Source organism: Mesoflavibacter sp. CH_XMU1422-2 (assembly GCF_037029245.1).
GTDB classification, from domain to species: Bacteria; Bacteroidota; Bacteroidia; order Flavobacteriales; family Flavobacteriaceae; genus Mesoflavibacter; species Mesoflavibacter zeaxanthinifaciens.
This window is the reverse complement of record NZ_JAYMEE010000092.1, coordinates 42,879-67,508: the sequence shown is the minus strand read 5'-3', so window position 1 is coordinate 67,508 and position 24,630 is coordinate 42,879. Positions and strand designations below refer to the sequence as shown.

Annotated in this window: 27 protein-coding genes and 1 tRNA gene; 9 read left to right on the top strand and 19 right to left on the bottom strand. The window is 30.5% G+C overall.

All coding sequences use genetic code 11. From position 1 onward, the window contains the following. Positions 1 to 50: 50 nt before the first annotated feature. Positions 51 to 1,838: a ParB/RepB/Spo0J family partition protein gene (locus WA340_RS13225; protein ID WP_336129439.1), complete on the bottom strand. Its 1,788-nt coding sequence runs from the start codon at positions 1,836 to 1,838 to the stop codon at positions 51 to 53. 501 nt (positions 1,839 to 2,339) lie between these two features. Then, a tRNA-Leu gene (locus tag WA340_RS13220) sits at positions 2,340 to 2,421 on the bottom strand. Between the two features lie 193 nt (positions 2,422 to 2,614). Between WA340_RS13220 and WA340_RS13215 the strand changes: the two genes are divergently transcribed. The 5 genes from WA340_RS13215 (at position 2,615) to WA340_RS13195 (ending at position 8,957) form a co-directional block, all read left to right on the top strand. Next, complete coding sequence (locus WA340_RS13215) at positions 2,615 to 4,003, top strand: dipeptidase (protein WP_336129438.1); 1,389 nt, start codon at positions 2,615 to 2,617, stop codon at positions 4,001 to 4,003. Between the two features lie 129 nt (positions 4,004 to 4,132). After that, complete coding sequence (locus WA340_RS13210; protein ID WP_304142650.1) at positions 4,133 to 4,993, top strand: DMT family transporter; 861 nt, start codon at positions 4,133 to 4,135, stop codon at positions 4,991 to 4,993. Positions 4,994 to 5,079: 86 nt separating this feature from the next. Further along, positions 5,080 to 5,445, top strand: coding sequence for a BlaI/MecI/CopY family transcriptional regulator (locus tag WA340_RS13205; protein WP_304142653.1), 366 nt, complete (start codon positions 5,080 to 5,082; stop codon positions 5,443 to 5,445). A 2-nt stretch (positions 5,446 to 5,447) separates the two neighbouring features. After that, entirely contained in the window at positions 5,448 to 7,700 is a 2,253-nt protein-coding gene (locus tag WA340_RS13200) for a M56 family metallopeptidase (RefSeq protein WP_336129437.1), read from the top strand. Positions 7,701 to 7,856: 156 nt separating this feature from the next. Next, positions 7,857 to 8,957: a DUF4407 domain-containing protein gene (locus WA340_RS13195; protein ID WP_336129436.1), complete on the top strand. Its 1,101-nt coding sequence runs from the start codon at positions 7,857 to 7,859 to the stop codon at positions 8,955 to 8,957. A gap of 53 nt (positions 8,958 to 9,010) precedes the next feature. On the opposite strand, the gene WA340_RS13190 is transcribed toward WA340_RS13195, so the two are convergent. The 10 genes from WA340_RS13190 to WA340_RS13145 all read right to left on the bottom strand — a co-directional run bounded on the left by WA340_RS13190 (position 9,011) and on the right by WA340_RS13145 (position 14,773). Then, positions 9,011 to 9,589, bottom strand: coding sequence for a PhnA domain-containing protein (locus WA340_RS13190; protein WP_336129435.1), 579 nt, complete (start codon positions 9,587 to 9,589; stop codon positions 9,011 to 9,013). A 64-nt stretch (positions 9,590 to 9,653) separates the two neighbouring features. Continuing rightward, entirely contained in the window at positions 9,654 to 10,019 is a 366-nt protein-coding gene (locus WA340_RS13185; RefSeq protein ID WP_336129434.1) for an MmcQ/YjbR family DNA-binding protein, read from the bottom strand. Positions 10,020 to 10,034: 15 nt separating this feature from the next. After that, positions 10,035 to 10,172 (bottom strand): hypothetical protein, encoded by a 138-nt coding sequence (locus WA340_RS13180; RefSeq protein WP_223077539.1) that lies wholly within the window; start codon positions 10,170 to 10,172, stop codon positions 10,035 to 10,037. Positions 10,173 to 10,281: 109 nt separating this feature from the next. After that, on the bottom strand, positions 10,282 to 10,893 hold the full coding sequence (locus WA340_RS13175; protein ID WP_336129433.1) for a DUF4230 domain-containing protein: 612 nt from the start codon (positions 10,891 to 10,893) through the stop codon (positions 10,282 to 10,284). After that, positions 10,893 to 11,237 (bottom strand): DUF4260 domain-containing protein, encoded by a 345-nt coding sequence (locus tag WA340_RS13170; RefSeq protein ID WP_336129432.1) that lies wholly within the window; start codon positions 11,235 to 11,237, stop codon positions 10,893 to 10,895. Before WA340_RS13170 ends, WA340_RS13175 begins: the two co-directional genes overlap by 1 nt. A 1-nt stretch (position 11,238) precedes the next feature. Continuing rightward, positions 11,239 to 11,985, bottom strand: coding sequence for a cyclase family protein (locus tag WA340_RS13165; protein ID WP_336129431.1), 747 nt, complete (start codon positions 11,983 to 11,985; stop codon positions 11,239 to 11,241). Positions 11,986 to 11,989: 4 nt separating this feature from the next. Further along, positions 11,990 to 13,117: a radical SAM family heme chaperone HemW gene (gene hemW, locus WA340_RS13160; protein ID WP_336129430.1), complete on the bottom strand. Its 1,128-nt coding sequence runs from the start codon at positions 13,115 to 13,117 to the stop codon at positions 11,990 to 11,992. Between the two features lie 90 nt (positions 13,118 to 13,207). Beyond that, complete coding sequence (locus tag WA340_RS13155; RefSeq protein WP_304142680.1) at positions 13,208 to 13,576, bottom strand: four helix bundle protein; 369 nt, start codon at positions 13,574 to 13,576, stop codon at positions 13,208 to 13,210. 10 nt (positions 13,577 to 13,586) lie between these two features. Beyond that, the gene (ruvC, locus tag WA340_RS13150) at positions 13,587 to 14,144 is read right to left on the bottom strand and encodes a crossover junction endodeoxyribonuclease RuvC (RefSeq protein WP_106679836.1); all 558 of its coding nucleotides are present in this window, start codon (positions 14,142 to 14,144) and stop codon (positions 13,587 to 13,589) included. Continuing rightward, positions 14,144 to 14,773, bottom strand: coding sequence for a cell envelope biogenesis protein OmpA (locus tag WA340_RS13145; protein ID WP_106679834.1), 630 nt, complete (start codon positions 14,771 to 14,773; stop codon positions 14,144 to 14,146). The genes ruvC and WA340_RS13145 overlap by 1 nt, the downstream gene beginning before the upstream one ends. 45 nt (positions 14,774 to 14,818) lie before the next feature. On the opposite strand from WA340_RS13145, the gene WA340_RS13140 reads away from it, so the two are divergent. The 3 genes from WA340_RS13140 to WA340_RS13130 are packed head-to-tail and all read left to right on the top strand — an operon-like array spanning position 14,819 to position 17,830. After that, positions 14,819 to 15,784, top strand: coding sequence for a lysylphosphatidylglycerol synthase domain-containing protein (locus tag WA340_RS13140; RefSeq protein ID WP_336129429.1), 966 nt, complete (start codon positions 14,819 to 14,821; stop codon positions 15,782 to 15,784). Further along, entirely contained in the window at positions 15,784 to 16,908 is a 1,125-nt protein-coding gene (locus WA340_RS13135; RefSeq protein ID WP_336129428.1) for a glycosyltransferase family 2 protein, read from the top strand. The genes WA340_RS13140 and WA340_RS13135 overlap by 1 nt, the downstream gene beginning before the upstream one ends. Before the next feature lie 49 nt (positions 16,909 to 16,957). Further along, complete coding sequence (locus WA340_RS13130) at positions 16,958 to 17,830, top strand: hypothetical protein (RefSeq protein WP_336129427.1); 873 nt, start codon at positions 16,958 to 16,960, stop codon at positions 17,828 to 17,830. Here the strand turns inward: WA340_RS13130 and WA340_RS13125 are convergent, their stop codons facing one another. From WA340_RS13125 to WA340_RS13115, 3 genes are all read right to left on the bottom strand, one after another. Continuing rightward, positions 17,831 to 18,307, bottom strand: coding sequence for a hypothetical protein (locus tag WA340_RS13125; protein WP_336129426.1), 477 nt, complete (start codon positions 18,305 to 18,307; stop codon positions 17,831 to 17,833). Positions 18,308 to 18,428: 121 nt separating this feature from the next. After that, positions 18,429 to 20,171 carry a M56 family metallopeptidase gene (locus WA340_RS13120; protein ID WP_336129425.1) on the bottom strand — a complete coding sequence of 581 codons (1,743 nt, stop codon included), beginning with the start codon at positions 20,169 to 20,171 and terminating at the stop codon, positions 18,429 to 18,431. A 2-nt stretch (positions 20,172 to 20,173) separates the two neighbouring features. After that, positions 20,174 to 20,533 (bottom strand): BlaI/MecI/CopY family transcriptional regulator, encoded by a 360-nt coding sequence (locus WA340_RS13115; RefSeq protein ID WP_027880912.1) that lies wholly within the window; start codon positions 20,531 to 20,533, stop codon positions 20,174 to 20,176. A gap of 119 nt (positions 20,534 to 20,652) precedes the next feature. Here WA340_RS13115 and WA340_RS13110 point away from each other — a divergent pair, with 119 nt between their 5' ends. Then, positions 20,653 to 21,150: a DUF456 domain-containing protein gene (locus WA340_RS13110; protein ID WP_336129424.1), complete on the top strand. Its 498-nt coding sequence runs from the start codon at positions 20,653 to 20,655 to the stop codon at positions 21,148 to 21,150. A 259-nt stretch (positions 21,151 to 21,409) separates the two neighbouring features. Here WA340_RS13110 and WA340_RS13105 read toward each other — a convergent pair whose 3' ends face one another. The 4 genes from WA340_RS13105 to WA340_RS13090 all read right to left on the bottom strand — a co-directional run. Further along, positions 21,410 to 22,087 carry a response regulator gene (locus tag WA340_RS13105; protein WP_106679818.1) on the bottom strand — a complete coding sequence of 226 codons (678 nt, stop codon included), beginning with the start codon at positions 22,085 to 22,087 and terminating at the stop codon, positions 21,410 to 21,412. A gap of 15 nt (positions 22,088 to 22,102) precedes the next feature. After that, positions 22,103 to 24,133 carry a tetratricopeptide repeat-containing sensor histidine kinase gene (locus WA340_RS13100; RefSeq protein WP_336129423.1) on the bottom strand — a complete coding sequence of 677 codons (2,031 nt, stop codon included), beginning with the start codon at positions 24,131 to 24,133 and terminating at the stop codon, positions 22,103 to 22,105. A 108-nt stretch (positions 24,134 to 24,241) separates the two neighbouring features. Then, on the bottom strand, positions 24,242 to 24,418 hold the full coding sequence (locus WA340_RS13095) for a hypothetical protein (RefSeq protein ID WP_223077554.1): 177 nt from the start codon (positions 24,416 to 24,418) through the stop codon (positions 24,242 to 24,244). A 27-nt stretch (positions 24,419 to 24,445) separates the two neighbouring features. Then, the coding region (locus tag WA340_RS13090; RefSeq protein WP_336129422.1) for a hypothetical protein at positions 24,446 to 24,630 on the bottom strand (185 nt) is incomplete at its 5' end.

Here is a 24,630-nt window from a genome sequence, read left to right as displayed (position 1 = left end):
AAAAGAAAAAGGGCCAGCACGAATGCCGACCCTTCTCCAAACAACAAAAGCTAATCGTTGAGTTCCTTAATTTGCTTTTCAAGAACTGTGATACGCTCTTTCAAACGTGCTTCACGCTTGTCTCGTTTTTCGGCATATTCCTTTTCTATGCCGGCAATCTTGGATTTGTAATATCCTTGCATTGCGCTGTAGAATGAAATGTTTGTCAGATTATTGACGTGATTGCTTTCGCCAAAATGAACTTGTTTCGTGAGCATATACCGTATCAGCTTATGGAAGATTTCCTTTTTGAATTTCTTCTTGAAATTCTCGACCATTTCAACTTTGGTCATCTTTAAAGTGTCGTCCAAGAACTTTGAGAAATACTTTTGTTGGCTCATATAGTCCACATTGTTCTCAAATAGCGATATCGAGAATGCCACCATTTCATCTGTTGAAAGTGTTTTCTTTGTATCAACGTATTTCGTTTCACGAATCATCTGAACCACTTCTTCAAACTGCTTGTTATTCTCAATTTGCTTCTTACGGATTTCCCTTTCGTTAATTTTTACGATTTGTTCTTCAGGCGTACAATCTGCCATTTTTCTGTTCGCCAATGGTGCCGAATATTCCGTAGAATCGTTCTTTGATTTTTCAACAATCTTTACAAAAATTTCCTTGTGCTGGAATGAATCGGGATGGAACACAATACCGTTTTTAAATCCTTCTTCTTTTGCTGAACTGAATTTTTCCAATGCTTCTTTATAATTTTGCATTGCTTCATCCAATTCTGCCTTTAATTCATCTTCAGAATAATCGTAATGTTGATATTCTTTCTGAATAGCTTCGATTGTTGGCTCAATCGGATTCTCTATAATTTCAACATCGTCCAGTAAATAAACTTTCAATCCGTTCTTTACCAATTGGGATATAATGAGCTTATTGTTTTCGTCATCTGCCCAATACTGTCGTATTTCAGGAATTAGAAGGATATTCTCTTTCTTGGATTTTTCAATCAGGTTCAAGAGCGATTTGCTTTTCTTCGTTTCAAAACAGGCTGCTTTCGTACAGACCATCTTTCCTTCGCCGAACAGATTGCCTTGATTTGCGGCATTGAAAGGACATTCAACACAAGACCCAGCTTTTGGGACCAATTTTTTATCGGCTACATCAAAAGATGCTTTTTCCAAATAGTATGTCTGGTCTTTAATCATCCTGTTTATCTGATGTGCATTAAAATCCTCGCCCATCGTTTCCAACATCATCTGTTGCTCTTCCGGTTCAAAAAGTGCCACGCCTACGCCCAAGGAAATGGTCATTTCGCCATTGCGTACAAAATGCTTGAAACCATCAATTAATCCGGCCAGTTTCAAACGCTGTCTGATGAAGTTATCCGTTCTACCCAATCGCTTCGCAATTTCGGTAGGTGAATACTTCTCACTTAGGTAAGCAATCGCATCGGCTTCTTCGGTCGGTTCAACATCCTGTCTTTGCAGGTTTTCGATGATTTGAACTTCCAGAACATCATTGTTCTCATAAGTTCTTACGATACAGGGTACGGTCTTTTTTCCTGCAAGCTTGCTCGCACGATATCGGCGTTCGCCCATCACGATGATATAATGGCCATTTAGTTGCCTTACCGTGATTGGCTGCAACACACCGTGCTTTTCGATACTCTCAGAAAGCTGTTCTAGCAACTTTTCATCAAACGTTTTTCTGGGTTGCATCGGGTCGGGTTTGACTTTTGCAATAGGCAGATTCTCAATTTTAAGTGCCTGGACTTTTTTTCCGTTCACTTCTTTTTTGGCAGCTACTTTTGTTCGACTGCGCTTTTTTGTGGTACTCGCTTTTGTTGTCATAATACTCAAATTTTTGATTAAACAATATTTGAGCAGAAACCAAACGGAAGATAAAATCTTGGCTCAAAAGGAAACGGAATAAATGAGTAGTGGAAGAAGCGTTGGCTTTATGCCGTAGTCTTTTGATGGAAGTATTTTATGAGTTTAACTTGCGGTAATATTGTATGATAATAAACTTCACCCTAAAGTATGCTCAATTCTAACTTTTATTCGTTGAAGAATGTAGATGTTTAAATACAAGAATTTGTCCCATATTTATGCTTTTTTTGGGACAAGAGTAAAGTAACTGAAAGAGACTGTTTTTTGAATAGAATGATAAAAAAACGCTAGACTTTATTGAAATAAAGAGTTTTTCATAGCACTTAATGTCAAAAAATTAAAAAGCATATCATTTTATATTAGCACCAAAAAAAAGCAAAATGTTGTACCTATGTTGTACCTGCCCTATTTTTAGCCACTATTTTCAAATGAAAAAAGCCGAAGATTTCTCTTCGGCTTTTGTACGGGCGGGGAGACTCGAACTCCCACACCTCGCGGCATCAGATCCTAAGTCTGACGTGTCTACCAATTCCACCACGCCCGCATTTTAATATTTTAACACTTTTTATTTGGTTTAATCCTAAGTCTAGCGTGTCTACCAATTCCACCACGCCTGCAACTTGTTTCCGTTAATTTCGGATTGCAAATATAATCAATAGTTTCAATTTACAAACAAGTTAATAGCAGATTTTTTTGATTTGCTTTTTGTACTTTTACATAAATCATAAAATTCTCTTATGCAAAACATTTCAACATACGTAAAAGACAACAAACAACGCTTTATTGACGAGCTAATAGAACTCTTAAAAATTCCTTCTATTAGTGCAGATTCTGCTTACAAAGAACATACCTTTAATACTGCAGATGCTGTCGCAGAAAGTTTAAAAAAAGCAGGTTGTGACAACGTAGAAATCTGCCCAACCGATGGTTATCCTATTGTCTATGCAGATAAAATAATTGATAAAAATTTACCAACCGTATTAGTTTACGGTCATTACGATGTACAACCACCAGATCCTCTAGATTTATGGCATTCGCCACCTTTTGAGCCTGTAATAAAACCTACAGACTCACATCCTGAAGGTGCAATTTTTGCACGTGGTGCTTGTGATGACAAGGGACAAATGTACATGCACATCAAAGCAATGGAGTTTATGACCAAAAATAATTGCTTACCGTGTAATGTTAAATTTATGATCGAAGGTGAAGAAGAAGTTGGTAGCGTTAATCTTGGAAAGTTTGTTAAAGAAAACCGTGAAAAATTAGCTAACGATGTGATCTTAATTTCAGATACTGGTATGATTGCTAAAGACGTGCCTTCAATTACAACTGGTTTACGTGGTTTAAGCTATGTAGAAGTTGAAGTTACAGGTCCAAATCGCGATTTACATTCTGGATTATATGGCGGTGCAGTTGCTAATCCAATAAATGTATTAACAAAAATGATTGCTTCGCTTCATGACGAAAATAATCACATTAACATTCCTGGTTTTTATGATAAAGTTGAAGAATTAAGTCAAGAAGAACGTGCGCAAATGGCAAAAGCACCTTTTTCTTTAGACGCTTATAAAAAATCATTAGATATTGATGCTGTTTATGGTGAAGCCGGTTACACAACTAACGAGCGTAACAGCATTAGACCAACTTTAGACGTTAACGGAATTTGGGGCGGATACATTGGCGAAGGTGCAAAAACCGTTATTGCAAGCAAGGCTTATGCAAAAATATCAATGCGATTAGTACCAAATCAAGATTGGGAAGAGATTACCCAACTATTTAAAACACATTTTGAAAACATTGCTCCAGAAGGTGTAAAAGTACTTGTAAAACCACATCATGGCGGACAAGGTTACGTAACGCCAATAGACAGTGTTGGTTATCAAGCTGCAAGTAAAGCTTACGAACAAACTTTTGGAAAAACACCTATACCACAACGTAGTGGCGGAAGTATTCCTATTGTTTCACTTTTTGAAGAGCAACTAAAAAGTAAAACCATTTTAATGGGCTTTGGTCTAGATAGCGATGCGATACACAGTCCAAACGAACATTTTGGCGTATGGAATTATCTAAAAGGCATAGAAACTATTCCGTATTTCTATCAATATTTTACAGAGCTACATAAATAAAATTTGGGTGTTTCCACCTTTTGCTTCTAATGGCAAAAGGTGGTCGCGCTTTTCATTATATCTTAATTTTGCCATATATGGCAGCAAAATTAAGGATGTCATTACAATCGCTAACACAACTAACCCAAAGTGAAAGACCAACATTTTAAGCACGTTTTAGAACTTACTTTTGCTACTTTTTTAATAAGTACGTCTGGTGCTTTAGGTAGATACATAGATATGCCTGCTCCAGTAACAATTTGGTGGCGAAGCATTTTGGCAATGCTTATTTTATTGGGTTATTGCAAGTATAAAAACATCAAATTAAACATTCTTTCAAAAAAAGATTTAGGTGGTTTTATAATTGCATCCATCTTTATGGCATTACATTGGATTACTTACTTTATTGCACTGCAAAAATCTAGTGTTGCAATTGGTATGTTATCACTATTTACATTCCCAATAATTACAGCACTTTTAGAGCCATTATTTTCTAAAACTAAATTTGATATCATGCACCTTATACTTGGTGCAATGGTACTTTTAGGCATTTATATTTTATCTCCAGAAATAGACTTTGAAAACGACGCATTTATAGGCATATTCTTCGGATTGGTTTCTGCTTTGTGTTATGCGCTTCGAATTTTAATAATGAAACAGTATGTAACTACTTATCACGGTAGCCATTTAATGTTTTATCAATTACTAATTATGGGTATAATGTTATCGCCTGTATTAATTTTCTTAGACAGCTCTAATATTACAACCCAATATCCTTATGTTATTATTTTAGCGTTAGTCACTACTGCTTTAGGACATACTTTATTTATACAAAGTTTAAATCATTTTAAAGTGAGTACAGCAAGTATTATTGGTAGTACACAACCTATTTTTGGGATTATTATTGCTTACTTTTTCTTAAACGAAATCCCGACTTGGAACACCTTTTTTGGCGGACTATTAATCCTTTCTACCGTCATTATAGAAAGTCTTAGAACACGAAAGAAATAAAATATTTTCACTCAAAATTCGTTCTACGTTTGTAGAATTCATTTTTATATTCTACATTTGTAGAGGTTATTCTAAAAACATAGAACATGCAGTTATCAAAATCTGAAGAAGAATTAATGAGTTATTTATGGCAATTAGAAAAAGGCTTTATGAAAGACTTGCTAGATGCCTATCCAGAACCAAAACCCGCAAACACAACAGTTGCGACGCTTTTAAAACGTATGAAAGACAAAGGTTTTGTGGCTTACAACAAATTTGGAAACTCTAGACAATACTATCCTTTAGTTAAAAAGAAAGACTATTTTTCTAAGCATGTAAATGGTTTGATTAAAAACTTTTTTAATAACAGTAGTACGCAATTTGCTTCGTTTTTTACTCAAGAAACCGATTTAACAAAAGAAGAATTAGAAGAACTACGCGCTATTATTGACCATCAAATTAAATACAAATAATCATGGGTATTCTGCTATTAAAATCATCGGCATGTTTGGCTATTTTAATGCTATTCTACAAAATAGTTTTAGAGCCGTTAAACCATCATCATTTTAAAAGATTTTATCTATTAGCTGCGCTTTTACTATCGGCAATCATCCCTTTTATCACATTTATTAAATATGTAGAACCAACTTTAGATTTTGGTATTTACGATCCAGAAAGTATGACTACACCACCATATTTTCCTGCAGAATTACCTACAATTACAGAAGAACAACCCAATACATTTTTACCGACACTTTTATGGACAATTTATACTATTGGTGTTATTATATTTTCAACGCGATTTATTTTAAATCTAATCAAAATTTCATCTAAAATTAAAAGGCATCAAAAGGTTAAAACATCTATTTTTATTAATGTCCTAATTGAAAAATTAGCTATTCCGCATACGTTTTTCAACTATATTTTTCTTAATAAATCTGCTTTTGAAAATAACAAAATTCCGAAAGAAGTTTTATTACACGAACAAGCACATGCTAAACAAAAACATAGTTTAGACATCTTGTTTATAGAAATCTTACAGGTTATTTTTTGGTTTAATCCACTACTCTATTTTATAAAAAAAGACATTAAACTTAACCACGAATTTTTGGCCGATCAACAAGTTTTAAAAAGTGGTTTCAACTTAAAAAATTATCAAAATCTCTTGTTAAAGTTCTCATCAAACCAAAAAGAGTTAGCATTGGTTAATGCTATCAATTATTCATCAATCAAAAAACGTTTAACAATTATGAACACACAAACAACACAAAGAACAAAATGGCTTAGAAGCCTATTACTACTACCTGTATTGGCATTGCTTTTATTTAGTTTTAGTCAAACTAAAGATGTTGAAAAAAGTGTTAAGCCAAAAATTAATGTTGCATCTAATGCTAATAAAAATTTAATTAAAACACCAACTCTAACAATCAATCAAAATCCATTATCTCTTAAACTAAATGGTAAGTCGACTAGTTTAGAAAATTTGAGATCAGATTTCATAAACTTATTTGGAAAAAAGGATGTTGAATTACAGATAAACTCAAAAGGTAAAAGTCTAGACTATTCTATTTTAGAAAAGGTAACTGTAGAGTTACAAGGTTTATATAAATCAATAGAGTTAAGTCATGGAATTACTATCAATGACAAAACACATAAAGTTTCTCCAAACAAAGATTACTCTTTCAATGTTATAGAAAAGAAAAAAACTACACAAGACAAACAATATCCAATGTTAGGTATGTCTGTTTTTAAAGGTAATCCTATTTATGCTAATAAAAAATTGATCCAAGCAAGTCAAGTTGCTGTAACAACAGAAAAGAAGGTATTAAATTTTAAGTTTAAAGTACCAGGGAAACCAACAGTAAAAGTTGAAGGAAATTTACTTAATGAAGAAGCTATTAAGTATTTATTAGATGCTAAAGAAGACAGCACCATCCAATATTTTGATATTAAACTTGAAGATGGTAGTAAAGTGCCTTCTATGATAGTAATTATAAGAAATCAACCAAGTAAAAACAATAAAAAGACAATTCCGTTACCGCCGCCACCAGTAGCACATAATGCTACTAAAGAGCAAAAAGAAAAATATAAAAAAGAAAGAGAAGAATATTATAAAAAATATAAAATTATAGATGGTAAACCTACAAAAATACCAACGCCATCAAAGTCAAAAAATTTAAAAGAGGTACCAAAGCCACCAAAGCCACCAAAGCCACCAAAACCAAAATCGCCTTTAGACACAGTTGTTGAAATGGCAAAAAAAGAGGCTACTTTTTATTACAACGATGAAAAAATAACCTCTGATAAAGCTATAAAACTTTTAAAAGAAAATAAGAACTTAAATATATCTTCCAATACAAATAATGGAGTATCAAATGTACATATAAGTGATAGTGCTATTGAGACAATAATTAATCATTCAGCATATGATGTTAATTATTCTAATCAAAAAAACAAAAAAACTAAAGTACACACCTCTAATTTAACGGTTAACGCCGAAAATTTAGAAGAATTAACCAAATTTGATTGGGACGCCTTAAAAACAATCTTTAAAACTAATAGTCCCGAAGATATAATTGAACTTAGCTTTAATTATAATAAGAAAGTAATGTTTAATGAAAATGTCGTTGATAATGTTAATTTCACTATAAAAGGAAAAACTAATGAGTTAGAATCCATGATAAAAAAATCAAAAAATATGATATCAAAGCTTAAAGAAATACATTAAAATTTCTTTAACCCAAATCTATAAAAACCTCAAAACTAATTGATTTGAGGTTTTTTTATTTCAAAAAATGTAACATTTCAGCATAATAAGCGTTCTAATAACTACTTGTTCTGAGTACAGTCCAAGGATCATCATCAATCAAAAAACAATCACATCATGTTACAACAATTCTTTATTATTTGCTCTGGTGCAGATATTAACATCTTAAAAAATGCTTCTTCAAGCGAAAAAAACAAATACGCAGGTATTGGCGCAACGGTCTTTTTTACAGCACTAATGGCTTTTATCGCTTCTGGTTATGCGCTTTATACTGTTTTTAACAATCTTTTTACAGCCATCTTTTTTGGACTAATTTGGGGATTACTCATTTTTAATTTAGATCGTTTTATTGTCTCTACAATTAAGAAAAGAGATTCTTTTTTAGATGAATTTTTACAAGCGCTTCCAAGATTAATTTTAGCTTTAATTATCGCTATAGTTATTTCAAAACCTTTAGAAATGAAGATTTTTGAAAAGGAAATTAACCAGGTTTTATTAGAAGAAAAAAATGCAATGACGCTTGAAAACCAAGAACAAATTGCGCTTCAGTTTTCTCCTAAAGAAACAGAACTAAAGCAAAATATAGAAAACTTAAAATCTGAAATTGATACTAAAGAAACCGAAGTAAATGCACTTTACGACACCTATATTAGTGAAGCCGAAGGTACTGCAGGAACAAAAAAACTGGGTAAAGGTCCTGTTTATAAAGAAAAAAGAGACAAACACGATGCTGCTTTAGCCCAATTACAACAACTAAAAACAGATAACAAAGCAAAAATTGCAGCTATTGAAATGCAACTACAGCAACTTCAAAATAATTATCAAACACAAGTTAATAATACACAACCCATAATTGAAGGTTTTGATGGTTTAATGGCGCGTATTAATGCATTAAACAAATTACCATGGTTACCTTCGTTTTTTATATTTCTATTATTTTTAGCTATTGAAACTGCGCCAATTTTCGCAAAATTAATTTCACCTAAAAGTGAATATGATTTTAGATTAGAAGATCAAGAAACTGCTGTAAAAATAGTAGTACAACAACGTGTTGAAGAACGTAAACTAGCTTTACAAACCGACTTTACAATTAACGATAAAGTGTATACTGATTTATCTAAGGAAGACGAATTATATCAATTTAAACGCAAAAAAGCTAGAGAACTTATGCAGTTACAAGCAGATGCGTTTTATAAAAGTCAGCAAAAATTATTGTAAAAAAAAGCCCGATTTTCAATTAGAAAATCGGGCTTTATTTCATATTAAAAATTTTAATTCTTTTTCACATATTCTGTAATAATCACTATTTGTTGTCCGCCAACTTTACCTTCAATATAATTAGCGTTTTCATGATCTACACGTATGTTCCTAACTGCTGTTCCTTGTTTGGCAACCATGCTAGATCCTTTTACTTTTAGGTCTTTTATTAAAACAACGTTATCTCCGTTTTCAAGGATAACACCATTAACATCACGATGTATAATTTTTTCGCTTTCGTCTTTATCTTCTCCTGTTGCACGTGCTAATGCCAATGCATCTTCATCTAAATACATCATATCTAACAGGTCTTTTGGCCAACCTTCGGCACGTAAACGTTGTAACATACGCCAAGCCATAATTTGGACAGCAACATGCTCGCTCCACATACTATCGTTTAAACAACGCCAATGGTTTGGATCCATATCGGTGTTTTTTTCAATTTGATTATAACACGTATCACAAACCAAAACGCAAGTGTCTACGCTTTCGTTTAAAGATGGCGGAATGGTGTATTGCTGTAAATTTGAAGTTGAAGCACAAAGCTCGCAAGTATCATTGCTTCGGTCTTTTAGCATCTGAAGTACGCTCATGATGTGAAGATTTTATGTGTTTTTGAATATTTACAATGATACATTTATTTGAGTTGTTGTGCAATTATTCTTTCAACGCTTGTTGCATTTTTTTGGGCATACCTTTAACCACTTGATCATAAGAATGATCTATGAGTTTAAATAAGAGTTCTGGTAAAACTTCACCTTTATAGATATAAATCGTGTTCCAGTGTGTTTTATTCATATGAAAAGCACCTTCAATGCTATCATACTCTTCACGTAACTCTAATGCATATTTTGGATCACATTTAAGTGAAATGGAGCCTTCACCAGCTTCCCATTTATCTAAAGGGATTAAGGCAAACATCTTACCTAAAACTTTAAAAACTAAGGTATCTTGATTAAAAGGAAAGGTTTCTTCTACTTTTGGTTTTTGAAGACAATATTGGTGTAATTGCTCTATATTCATGCATAAATATAGTGCTTATTTAATTTCTTTTAATTTAACTTTTTTAGAGTTTTTCTTATTTGTTTTATTAATTTCTCGACTATCATTTTTGATAATTGGAGGAATATCTAAACTTTCTAAAGTATCATTTAAGTAGAGTAATAATCTATTCATAGCTTTGGTTTTGATTATTAATACTTAAAAGGTAATAAGATTTGTTGTTAATACAAAGAAAACTGACTCCTTTTTCGATGAAATACACCCATTTCAAACGTTTTCGTAGCTATTCTCTTATCTTTTTAATATCGTCTGTATCCAAGACTAAATTTTGATAATCTAGTGTCCAACCAATAGTTTCTACAATATTTTCTATTAATTGTAAAGACTCTAAAGCTTCTTGTTTTGCAACATTATATAAACCACTTTCTGGCACTTTTTCAATAATATGTTGCTTAGCTTCTTCATTAAGTGCTGTTAAATCTGCTGCTTCAAACTTATTGAAATAGCCATCTTTTTTATCGTAATAGTTTAAATTAGTTTCTATAGACAATATTTCTGGTTGCGGGAAACTTTTGATAATTACCGTTTTTGTTTTTTGATCTGCTTCTAGACTTATTTTATTAAAATCAAAACCTACATGTGCTTTCGCATTTATTACTACTAATGCTTTTTTACGACTTGAGACTAATTTTAAAAAGCGTTCTTTTACATCTTCGTAATGGTAGATTTCGGCAAAGTCGCCTTCTACAGTAATAAATTTGCATACTTTTTTAATCTTATCTAAAAGTATAACCGATTGTGATGAAACTCTTTTTTTGTTCTTCAAATGTTTTACATAGGTAGTTATGCCTAAAACTACTAAACCACCAATAATAAGAGAGATAAAAATTTCCATTATAAATGTCCTAAATATGTGTTTTTAAAATTATCGGCATATTTAAGTCCGTAACCAAAAATCCGGTCTAAAGCAGCGTGAGAAAACAGAATGATTCCTATTAATTGCATGACTTCGATTTCAAAATAAATTCCAGCTAAAAAAAATAAAATTGCTAGCCCTTTATGATGAAACACATTATAAGTTAATGCTCCTCTTTTTGTATTTACTAAATAGCCTAACATACCAATATCGGGTAGCAAAATTAATACCAAAAACCACCACCAAGTGCAACTTAAGGTAGAAAACAAGTAAATACCTAATGCGAATTGTAATAATTCTTCTAGTTTTAAAACAGATTTCATTTTATTCTATTTTATAAAGAATAGGCTTACTTGGTGTAGCATCGTTTTCAAAAGGTGCGATTTGTAAATTTAAAATATATTTACCGTCTTCTATTTTATTTTTCACGTAAATAAACTCAGTTATAGTAGCATTTTTTCTAATCTTACCATTAACATCCCAAAACGCTTTATGCGCTAATAATTTACCATCATCTTTTTCTTTATCTACACTTGGTAAGTCTACCAAAAGGTGCTGTACACCTATTTTTTTTATAAATTCTGCTGCATCTTCTGTTAAGTATGGCCAATTAGTATTAGAGTATTGTCTAGAAAGCTTATCTTTTGTGTTTGGCATTGTACGAATAACTAATGCTTCTGGCTTACGTTGTTTTAGTAAAAATTTTAATTGCGATTTAGATATAACGTAATCTTCGTCTATTTTTTCTGGTGCTACAGTGATTACCTCTGCTCTAAAGAAAAAAGTTTTTAAACATTTATTAATACTATAAAATTTTTCGGTAATATGTCCAACACACTCGGTATGTGTACCATGCGCATGCGGATTAAATTGAATATTATTAAAGTTAATAGACGCACCTTCTTTTACGCTTGCAGTCCACTCGTCTATTTGCGCTGGTTCTATTTTAGGCTCATCAATATACCATGCATTAGCGTTATCTTTAGAGCCTCTAATTGGCATAGAAATATCTAAAGGTTTAGATAAGTCTATTGTGTATTTTATAGTGTTTATTGTAATTACTGTTTTCATCTAATTAATTTAACATAAATAGCTCACTTGCTATTCCGTCGGTTAGAAATTTTCCTTTTTTTGTAGCTTTTAAGCTGTCTTTTTCAATATACAATAATTGTTCATTGATATAAAACTGAGCCTCTTTTATTAAGAAATTTTTATAATGAAGCCCAAACTTGTCTTCTATTTTAGATAATGACACGCCCCAAATTGTACGTAAACCTGTCATGACAAACTCATTATACTTATCATTTTGGGATAAGGTTTCTATCTCTAAAGGCAATTTGTTGGCTTCAATTTTTTTTATGTAAATGGAATTATTTTTAACATTCCAAGCACGTTGATCTCCGTTAAAACTATGTGCAGATGGACCAATACCAATATATGGTTTACCTAACCAATAAGCACTATTGTTTTTACTGTAATAACCTGGTTTTGCAAAATTAGACAGCTCATAATGTTCAAAACCTGCATCTTCTAATTTTTCTATTAGTTGATGAAATTGTTGATGAGCGACCTCATCATCAACATCGTCAATAATTCCTTTGTCAATAAAATTTGCCAATGCTGTTTTAGGTTCGACAGTTAGTGCGTAACTAGAAATATGTGGCACGTCAAAGCTTAGTGCTGTTTCAATATTATTTAACCATTCCTGCGATGTGCTATTTGGTATCCCGTAGATTAAATCTAAGCTAATATTATCAAAATATTGCGTTGCAATTTCTAAACATTTTTTAGCTTCTGCTGCGTTATGAGCGCGATTCATTAACTTTAAATCTTTCTCGTAAAAAGATTGAATACCAATACTTAGTCTATTGATTGGCGATTGTGATAATTCTATAATTTTTTGCTCAGATAAATCATCAGGATTGGCTTCTAATGTGATTTCTGGTGACGTTGCTACTGAGTAATTTTCATGTACCGTATCTATTAAAAATTGTAATTCTTCAACAGATAATAAGCTTGGTGTACCGCCACCAAAATAGATGGTTTCTACGGTTGAGTTTTTAAATTCATCTTTACGAAGTTGAAGCTCTTTTGCTAAAGCAGAAATTAATTGATCTTTCTTTTTCAATGACGTCGAAAAATGAAAATCGCAATAATAACAGGCTTGTTTGCAAAATGGTATGTGTATGTAGATGCCAGACATATCAGTTGTCAATAAACAATTAACAGTAAACAATTAGCAGTAGTCAATTTACAAATTATCAGATATTAATGATTAGCGACCAACTAACAGTTAAGGTTTTTTATTTATTCTTGTTTTTTTAAGTATTGAAAATAATATTTTTGATAGTTCGTCAGTGTTTGAGTGTAATTTATCAAACTCTATTTTACTTAAAAAATCTGAATCTTTAAGTAAGCTTAACCAGTACTTAGTCTCTAAGCTTTCTTTATAAGCAATTGAAATTTTAGCAGAAAAATCAGCATTTGATATTGCACCGTTTGCTTCTGTAACATTAGCTCCAATGGACGTACCAGATCTTAATAATTGTTTAGATAAGATAAACTCTTTTTTTGAATTAGTTAATTCTTTATAAACATTAACAATTTGAAGAGCTAATTGATACGATTTATCAGCTAAAGGATTATTTGCTTGTTTAGACATTGATAACTGTTTATTGTTTATTGATTTTTGTTGGGTTTTGCTTCACAAAACTTGCCCAACCCGAATAGCTTTTACCAATTTCTACGCGACCTTGATTGTAAAAATGACAGACTGCTGCTGCTAAACCGTCTGTAGAATCTAAATTTTTTGGCAAACTTTTTAGCTTTAATAAACTTTGCAACATTTTTGCAACTTGCTCTTTACTAGCGTTACCATTACCTGTAATTGCCATTTTAATTTTTTTTGGCGAATATTCGGTAACTGGTACTTCTCTACTTAATCCTGCCGCCATAGCAACGCCTTGCGCACGACCTAACTTAAGCATACTTTGTACGTTTTTACCAAAAAAAGGTGCTTCGATAGCGATTTCGTCAGGATGATGCGTGTCAATTAGCTCTATAGTTCTTTCAAAAATTAATTTCAATTTTAAGTAATGGTCGTCGTATTTTTTTAAGTCTAGCTCGTTAAGTTGTAAAAAGCTCATCTTTTTATTTTCAACTTTAATCAAGCCAAAACCCATAATGGTTGTTCCGGGATCAATACCTAATATAATTTGTTCTTTTGCCATTAATTACAAGTTGCGCAACCGCTTAAAGAAACTGCAACACCAACAGTCACGGTTAATAAATTACCGTTAAAAGATCCATAACCTTCTGTTATAGGATCGAAATCGCTTGCAAATCCCATAATATAAGATGCGTCGATATATGCAGAAACAGTTCTACTTATCCCATAATGAAATTCCATTCCTCCCATAGCGTTTAAATAAGACGTTTTATTATCGCCATAAGCATCTAAAGGTTTTATCATAGAATAACCAGGACCAACATGAAAAACTACACCTGTACCGAATGGTAAAAACGTAAAATCTGGTGTAGCATCATAAACAAACTGTGCATTTACACGTGTGTAGTTTACTTTAAAATCTGGTGTATTATCGGCATTTACAAATCTATTATATCCAAAATCTACTTTAGCTCCTAATTGATTAGTAAACATATGCTGAATTCCTAAATTTATAGTCGGAAAATTTAATCCATCAGCCTCAAAAGGCGTTACAAATCCATCTTGACTTGGGCTATTTACACCTACAGCAATTAAAGCTTTCCATTTACTAGTTTCTATTTGTGCTTTTACTGTGGTTAATCCAAACATCAAAAAAGCAACCAAACAAATGATTTTAAATCTTGATAACATTGTGTGTTTTTTAGTTTATTTTGCAAGCATTTCAGAAAAAATAAGATGAATAGTAGCTTACCTTACAAAACTAAGCAATTCTTTTTTGTACTTATCAAATTAAGTATAGTTGTTGGCGCTTTTTACTTTATTTATCAAAAATTACTTAATAATCCTGATTTAAAATTTGAAGATTTTTTAAATTTTATAGACAAAAACAAGCTGTTTTCAACAAAAAATATCATTTTTTTAGTGTTTTTGAGTAGTTTTAATTGGTTTTTAGAAATTGTAAAATGGCGATTTTTAATCTCAAAAATCAAAAGAATAAGTTTTTTAGAAGCTACCGAACAAAGTTTGGGCGCTCTAACTGCTTCTATTTTTACACCAAATCGTATTGGTGAATACGGCGCAAAAGCGATTTACTTTGCAAAAACGCATCGTAAAAAAGTACTGCTTTTAAACCTAATTAGCAATATGCTTCAAATGAGTGTTACTGTTATTTTAGGTGTAATTGGGCTATTTTTTTTATATCACAATTATGAAGTCAATATTGGTTATCGTTTTATTAGAGCTTTAATATTATTGGCTTTAATTGCTTTGTTTGCTGTGTTTGGTTTTAAACAAAAAAGATTTAAGATTAAAGGTTTTTCTTTTGAAAAGGTGATTAATTACATCAAAAATTTAGGTCTAAAATATTTAGGTATTGGCTTTTTATTATCAGTGTTACGATATGCTGTATTTTCTTTTCAGTTTTATTTTATTTTGACACTTTTCGGAATTCAATTAAACTATGTTGATGCCATGATTTTAATTACATCCATGTATTTATTGGCTTCAATTATTCCGACAATTTCAATTTTTGATGTTGTGATAAAAGGTAGTGTTGCGCTGTATGTTTTTGGACTAGCTGATATTAACCAATTACCTATTTTAAGTTGCATTTTATTAATGTGGTTACTAAATTTTGCACTACCAAGTGTTTTTGGAAGCTATTATGTGCTTAATTTTAATGTTTTAAAACCTCAAAATTAATGCTTGTAATTGCTGTAGTCATATTGCTTTTGTACTTATTTTTAATAGGAAAATTTGCTTTTGCTATAGATAAAGTACCAAAATTTAAACTGCAAGATATTCCTGCAAAAACAAAATTTTCAGTAGTTATTCCTTTTAGAAATGAAGCCGAAAATTTACCAGCGCTATTAAATTCTATTGCAGAGTTAAATTACCAAAATTCGCTTTTTGAAATCATTTTAGTTAATGACGATTCTGAAGATCCTTCAAAAGATATTGTTACTAAGTTTATTTCAACTTCAACTTTGGACATTAAATTAATTGAAAACGAAAGACAATCCAATTCGCCAAAAAAAGATGCGATTTCTTCAGCAATAAAAATTAGCAACTATGATTGGATTATCACAACCGATGCCGACTGTGTTTTGCCAAAATATTGGCTAGATAGTTTTGATTCATTCATTCAGCAAAATGATGTTAAAATGGTTGTTGGACCAGTTACTTATCATCAAGTTAATGGATTTTTAAAACACTTTCAGTTATTAGATTTTTTAAGTTTAATGGGAAGTACCATTGCTGGTTTTGGCATTGAGAAACCGTTTTTATGTAACGGTGCTAATTTGGGCTACAAAAGATCGTTTTTTAGTGACATAAACGGTTTTGAAGGCAATGATAACATTGCAAGCGGCGACGATATTTTTTTAATGGAAAAAGCTTTAAAAACAGATGAAAATTCTGTTAAATATTTAAAAAGCACACATGCTATTGTGCAGACAATACCGCAACCAGATTTTAAAAGTTTACTATCGCAACGCATACGTTGGGCTAATAAAACATCTAACTACAATAATAATTTTGCTAAGTTGGTTGGGTTAATGGTTTTACTAGCAAATTCTGTAATTGTCATTGGTTTTGTGTTAATGGTTTTAGGGTTATTTCATTTTAAGACCTTTACTTATTTATTTCTTTTAAAGCTGCTTATAGATTTTCTTTTAATTTATAAAACAAGTGTGTTTTTCAGCAAAGAACAAGCATTAAAATACTATTTACCGTCAAGTTTATTATATCCTTTTTTTAGTGTTTACGTTGCTGTTGTTGGCTCGTTTTCAAGTTACAAATGGAAAAACAGACGCTTTAAGAAATAGTTTTTAATTAAAAATTTCTACTTTAGCGTAGAACCAAATTACAATCTCTATGAAACGATTACTTTTCATTTTAAGCTTATGTGTTTCAACATTAAGTTTTGCACAACAAACCTACACTGTTAATGGCGAATCTACACAATTAGATACCGAAGTTGAAGGTACTTTAGACCTACTTTGGGCTTCTGTTGACGGACAATTTAGATATTTTGTTAAAACCGGAGACAACACAGTAACAGAACTTAAAAACACAAAAAACGACGACAATAAATACCAAAACGAGTACCAAGTGACACTTGCTGATTTAACTGGAATGAATGCATCTAAAACTAAATTTACTTTATTTAGTTTGAAGCAATTTGTAAACAAATACAATGCTTCTGAAGACGATACTTACACAGCTAATGATAGTAAAGCTAAACTTAAAACAAGATTAAGCTTTTTTGGAGGATTAACTAACAATCCGTTTATTGAAAACCCAGATAATGAAAATGCTTTATTTTTTGGAACTGAGCTTGAAATTGTTCAAGATAAAGAACAACCTAAACATGCAGGATTTGTTAATCTAAGGTACATTGCAGAAAATGATAATTTACAATATAGCGCTACACAGTTAGCTTTAGGCTACAGATTTAGATTTATAAATCAAGACAATTTTAATGTTTACGCACAAACTAAATTTGCAACATTAACTAATGTAAACGCAACTTATATAGTTGAAAACCCTGAAAACCCAGGAAATTTAATAGAAAACGAAGTCTCTAATACCGAATTTGACGCACCTTTAATTTTTGGTCTTGGTGCCGATTTTAAAGTTGGTAATGGTTATATCACTTTGGTGTTTGACTCACTGTTTGCGGCTTTTAGTGATAACGAAGGAAACTTCCCTACTGATGTGGCTTTAGGTTATAAAGTTGAACTATAACTAATTTACCTGAAGAATAATAGGTAATTTAAATTGTGTTTTTACTTGTTGACCTCGTTTTATGGCTGCGTAAATTGGCGGTAAACTATCTAAACTACTTTCTATAATTTGTTGAATATTTGGCAACTCCGCTATTGTTAAAGAGTCTGCTGTAAATTGTTGAATTTGTAATTGCCCTTTTTCTGAAATTAAAAATTCTAAAATAATGGTATCATTAATATCTTGAGTGACAACAAAGGTTTCTTTAGCTAATTGTATACTTATATGATTAGCTAACGTAGTTTCAAAACACTGTTTTTTATTGGTTAGTGTATCTAAAGAATCGCAAACAGGAAAGCTTGGATACGTGTCTACTTCATTCCAATTAAATGCTTTTAATTCTTTTTTTAGAATAGCATCTTTTGATGTCTTTTTAGCTTCAAAATACTGACAAGACACTAACAAAAAGAATATAAAAAAAGTTGCTATTTGCTTCATATTAAACAAGTATCGCCGAAAAATACGATTTTTTGATTGATAATTGTATGTTTTATTGATTGATGACTATAAAAAAACCGAAGCAAAAAACTTCGGTTTTAACTATTTAAAAGTGAATTTACTAATCAATTTTAAAGGTTATTGGTAAGCTGTAAGGCACATTAACTTGTTTTCCTTTATCTGTACCAGGTGTCATTTTTGGTAATAAATTAATCACTCTAATAGCTTCTTCTTCTAAATCTTTATGTGGCGCTCTAGCTCTAACATCTACAACATCTCCATTAACATCTATTTTGAAGCTTACAAAAATGCGCTTTACACCTTTTTCTAAACCTAGATTATTTGCTAGTTCTGTATTGAAGTTTTTCATAACATGTTCGTTTATTTTGTTTGAAAAACATTCTTTTTGTTCTTTAAGATTAAATACTGTTTCACAACCTTCTATTAATGGGACTTGTTCTATAACACTAAAAGGAACATCTATTTCGTTTGGATTAAAATCTTCTTCATTTGGTTCTCTAACTTCAATTTTAATATGTCTATAACCATCAGATATTACCAAAGTATGATACCATTCTTCGTTTGTAATCTGTGCTAATTTTGAAGATTGTAAAGCTTTTTCTTCACTAGTTAAATTATCTAAATCTTCAACTAATAATCTTAAAGTGCCACTTTCTGGACTACCAATCCAATTATCTTTAGATTCTTGGGTTTCTTTCTTTTTTAAATAGTCTTGATAGGTTTGATTTTTTATTTTTTGAATGAAATCTGGTATTGAGTCTCCTTCTTTTTTTGTATATGAAATTAAGTAAAGAAAATAAGCCTTAGATTCAGAGTATTCTTCTAAAGTGTTTAAATAATTATCATTATTTATTTTTCTTTCTTTAAATATTGAATAAGGACTATCTGTAGAGGCTTTAAATTCCTCTAAATACTTTTGTACTAACTCTTCTTCTGTCAATGTGGTTTGTTCTGTATTTGCTTTATCAGTTTCGTCTTGAGAACATGAAGAATACACCAACATTGCTGTAATCATTGGTATTAGCAGCAAGTACTTAATTAAATAGACTGGTTTTGATTTTGATTTTTGTAACATAATAATTCGTTTTTTGATTAATGATTGTTTAAAAAATGGATTGATGAAAGGCAACGATTTTACATCAAAAATTTGCTGTAACAAACGTTGATAATAATCTTTTTTATTAATGGTTTTTATGGCATTTTGATCGGCTATATACTCATGCACTTGTGTTAAATATCCTTTGTATATATACACTAATGGATTAAACCAAAGTGCAATTTTCAATACTTCAAACCATAATAAATCTATGCTGTGTTTTTGCTTGACATGAATAAGCTCATGTGCTAAAATGCTTTCTTTTTGCTGTTCTGTTAGTTGGCTACCAATAAACACGTAGTTAAAAAATGAAAATGCAACAGTTGTATTTGGCAGTGATAAAACTTGATATCCATTAGACTTTACTTTTTTAGCTTTTACCCATAATTTTAAAAGTTTTGACAGCTTAAAGGCAAAAATTAAAAATGTAATACAACTACCTAAAATGATAATATTGTTAAGCGTTAACCACGAGGTTTGATTAGCAATAGTTGAAGCTTCTGTAGTAATTTGTGTTGTTTTTTGGACGTTACCCAAAACTACTTCTGGTAAAACAACTACATATTTACTGGGGATGGTTTTAGTAAAACTTTCAATTTTAATTAAAGGCAAGAGTAATGAAAATACTGAAGTTGATAATAAATACCAACGGTTATAATTAAAAAAAGTTTCTTTTTTTAGAAGCGCTTCATAAACCAATAAAAATATAAGTTGAAAAGCGACTATTTGAATGATATAGGTAATCATAACTATTCGTTTTTATTGATTTCTTTTAAAACACTTTCTAGCTCTTCAATATTTATATCATTTTTCTTCACAAAAAAAGACACCATACTTTTAAAAGATCCTTGAAAATAATTTTCGACCAAGGTGTTTAAGCTTTGATTGCTATAGTCTTGTTTTTTAAGTATAGGAAAATACACATGTCCCTTTCCTTTTTTTTCATAATCTACAAATCCTTTGGATTCTAAAATCCTAACAATTGTAGAAACCGTGTTGTAAGCTGGTTTAGGTTCTGGAAGTATATTAATTATATCTTTTACATTAGCTTTTTCTAATTGCCAAAGGACTTGCATAATATCTTCTTCTGCTTTTGTAAGTGGCTTCATTTTTATAACTAAAGTTTTAGTTGAACATAACAAATATAACTAAAAAATTAGTTTAAACTAATTTTTTAGTTTATAAATGTAACATAACAGAAATATAATCGTCATATAAACAAAAACTTATGGATATTTTTTTAACCATTATTGGCTTTGCATTTATCTTGTTAGGCTTAGTTGGAAGCATCTTACCAATTTTACCTGGTCCACCTTTAAGTTGGATTGGTTTGTTATTTTTATTTATGACAGGCGCTGTGCCAAACGACACATCTTTCTTGATTATAACCTTAATCGTTGCGTTATCAATTTTTGCTTTAGACTACATCATACCTGCAATTGGTACTAAAAGATTTGGCGGTAGTAGATCTGGAATGATTGGGACAACGCTAGGTCTAATTATAGGACTAATTGCACCAGTACCATTTGGTATTATTATTGGACCTTTTGTTGGTGCGTACTTGGGTGAGTTATCTAATAAAGCAGATTCTAAAACTGCATTAAAAGCTGCTTTTGGCTCCTTTTTAGGTTTTGTAACTGGTACTTTTTTAAAGTTTATTGTAGCAGTAATCTACATGGGCTTTTTTATTAGTACGTTTTGGGAATTTAAACATTTAATTTTTTAATCATATATTATAAAATAAAAAAGCAACATCGAGCGATGTTGCTTTTTCTTGTGTGTAAATGTAAATGCTATTAACCAAACTAAGTTTATAAGGGAAAATACTTAAATTAATAGTCATTACAAATATAAGTAATTGTATATTATGTCTTTACGGTTTTTACCGCAAGTGGATTGTGGTAAAAACCGTAAGCCTCAAGTATATATAGACTTTTAAAGCTTTTTTTAACGTTAAACAAAATTGTAATTTTCTTTAAAAGTTTTTATATGTAGCCTTTTTCTTTCGCAATTTTAATTAAGGTTTCATCTTTACCATCCTCAACAAAGAAAAGTTCTTTTATGTTTTTCTTTCTTTTTTCAATTGCACTTAATGTTAAGTCTAAATGTTTAACTAAATCTTTTGTCTTTACACCTAATGATAAAAGATGAAGCATTTTATGATTTATCAAATCTAAAGTTATTGGATTTTGTAAGCTTTTTCTTAGTATTTTATTGATAGTACCGCTATAAAATGGAGGATTATTTTGAATGGCTTGAAAAGCACTAGCTAGCTCACTAGAGGTTAAATCGCTTTTTATTAAAAAACCTTCTGGGTTTATAGTTTTTATAATATCATGTATTCTATAAACTTCATCAAACATAGTCAGAATTACTATTTTGGCATCTTCTTCTACCATTCTTACTCGTTTTGCTAAATCTTCTCCAGATTTATATAAGCCATCACTAGACTCTGGTATACTAATATCAAAAAAATAAATATTGTAAGGTACGCCTATGCTTTTTGCTTTTTTCATGGCTTTTAATGCCGAATCACAATCTGAAGCTATATCTATTGTCAAAGATTGGTTTTCTTTTTTTGTAGCCATTAATGTATGCATATAGCCTTCTATAATCATTGGATGATCATCAACCATTAATATTTTTAACTCTTGAGTTTTCATGTTTTTTTAGTTAGTTTAAATGTTTGGGACAGTAATTATAACAGATGTTCCTTTATTTATTTGAGATGTGACATTAAAAAATCCGTTAATTTCTTTTAATCTATCTTTTATATTTTTAAGACCGATACCGTTTTTAGTTTTGGTTTGGTCAAATCCAACACCATTATCTGTTATTTTCAAATTTAATTTATTTTTATCTAAGTAAAACTCGATATCAACTAATGTTGATTCTGCATGTTTATAGATATTTTGCATAGTTTCTTGCAAGATTCTATACAAGTGAATTTTTATTTTGTTATCAAGCATATCCCAATTAATATTAGAATCTGCTTTAAACGTATAATCGATATTGTAGGCTGTCATTTGAGTTTCGACTAGGTTGTTAACCATATTGAAGTATCCTGATTGATTAACAAAATCTGAATTTAACTCATGAGAAACCTTTCTTATATCGTCTTCTATATTTTTTAATTCAGAAATGTATTTACTTCGTTTTGAAATTGCATCTTCTGTATTAACTAGATTTAAGCTATCTAGACTTAATCTTGCTCCAAAAAGTCTTCCTAAGATACCATCATGCATTTCTTGAGAAATTCGGTTTTTCTCTACGCTACGCGCTTCGTCTATTTTTTCTTGTTGAGAGAGCATTAGCTTATAGATCTCTTCATTTGCTTCTTGTTGCTGTTTTTGTAGTTGTAACTCTTTATTTTTTTCTCTTTGAGATTTAATGATATACAAGAAGAATAAAACGCCTAATAATCCTACAGATATAAAAATTAACCATTGTCTTTGCTTAGAGATTTGTTCTTTCTCTTGAAGAATTTCGTCTGTTTCAAACTCAATTCTAGCAAATTTATTTCTGTTTGTTCGTTCTTTGGAGATTAAACTATCGTTTAACCTTATATGTTCATATAAGTATGCTTTAGATTGCTCTCCTGTTTCGGTTTTGGCTTTTAGTATTAACGCATCTAAGACAGTTTGGTTTTCTCCTACTTCTTTTGCTTTATTGTATGCTATATTAGCATATTTTTGAGCAGAATCTATTTGCTTTTGGTGTAAATATAATTCTGAAATAAAAGAGGCGATAATAGACTGTTCTACTTTTATATCTTGATCAATAGAGAATTTGTATGCTGTTTTAAATGTGTTTTCTATTTCTTTTGAAACAAAATTACCTTTTAAAAACTTGGCATAGGCTAAGTTTGAAATTATAGAAACATAGGTTTGAGGATCTTCTTCCTTTAATGATTCTAAGTTTTTTATATTATTTAATACTTGTATTGTTTTATCATAATCTCCTTTTCTTCGATATGCTATGGCTATGTTCATTTTAGAAAAGTCTTTATAATATTTATACCTTTCTGCTTTTAATTTTTCTGCATACTCTACAGCTTTGTTATGATATTCAATAGACTTATCAAACCTTTTTACTTTACTTGAGACTATACCAATTAAATTATTAAAAGCCCATAGGTTAAAGTTGTTTCCGTCAGATATTGGCAATGTTTTTGTTATTTCTATTCCTTTAATGGCATTTATTTCTGCACCTATATAATCTCTTTCAGACTCTTGTATGTTAGCCATATTAAGGATAATATTAGATTCGTTTTGTATATCTTTTAAAAGCTCGTAAAGTTTTCTGGCATTGTAATAATAGTAATAAGCGCTGTCATTTTTATTACTCTCTGCAAAGTAAAATCCTAGATTATTATTTGCATAAGCCATCTTAAGAGAGTCTTTTATTTTAGTAGAAATTTTAAGATTTTCTTTATTTACCCTATATAAAGAATCATACTGACCAGACACTATAAATAACCAAGATAACACTCTGTTACTTTCTAATACTGTAGAGTCTTTATCATATTTTTTTGAAAGCGAAATAGCTTCTCTAGCATATTCAAACCTTTTAGATATGTTTAAATCTGAATTATTGGCTTGTTTCCTTAGTTTTAAAATTTTTAAAATAGGATCTTCTTCTTTAGCTTTTGGTGTAGAAGTAAAAGAGAATAAAGTGATTAGTAAGGTTATATATAATATATATTTCACTAAGTAGAGTTCTTAATAAATCAAATTTAAAATATTTTAAATAAAAAACTAATCCTCTTCTAACTGTTATGCTAGAAGAGGATTTTTATATAATTAAATATATATGTCTTAGCCTTGTGTTGGTACTTTTGATACTTTTTTATCTGTCATAGAGATTAAATCTACTTGCACCTCTTTGACTTCTTTGTTATCTTCTTTAGTAACAGTTTCTGTATCTATTGATGATACTCCAGTTAATATGGCGATTGATGCGATTGCTATTAGTGTGATTTTTAGAGATTTCATTGTATATATTTTTTTGTGAATTATTAATTAACCTTGCGTTGGTACATTTGATACTTTTTTATCTGTCATAGAGATTAAATCTACCTGTACTTCTTTTACTTCTTTGTTATCTTCTTTAGTAACAGTTTCTGTATCTATTGATGATACTCCGGTTAATATGGCGATTGATGCGATTGCTATTAGTGTGATTTTTAGGGATTTCATTGTGTATA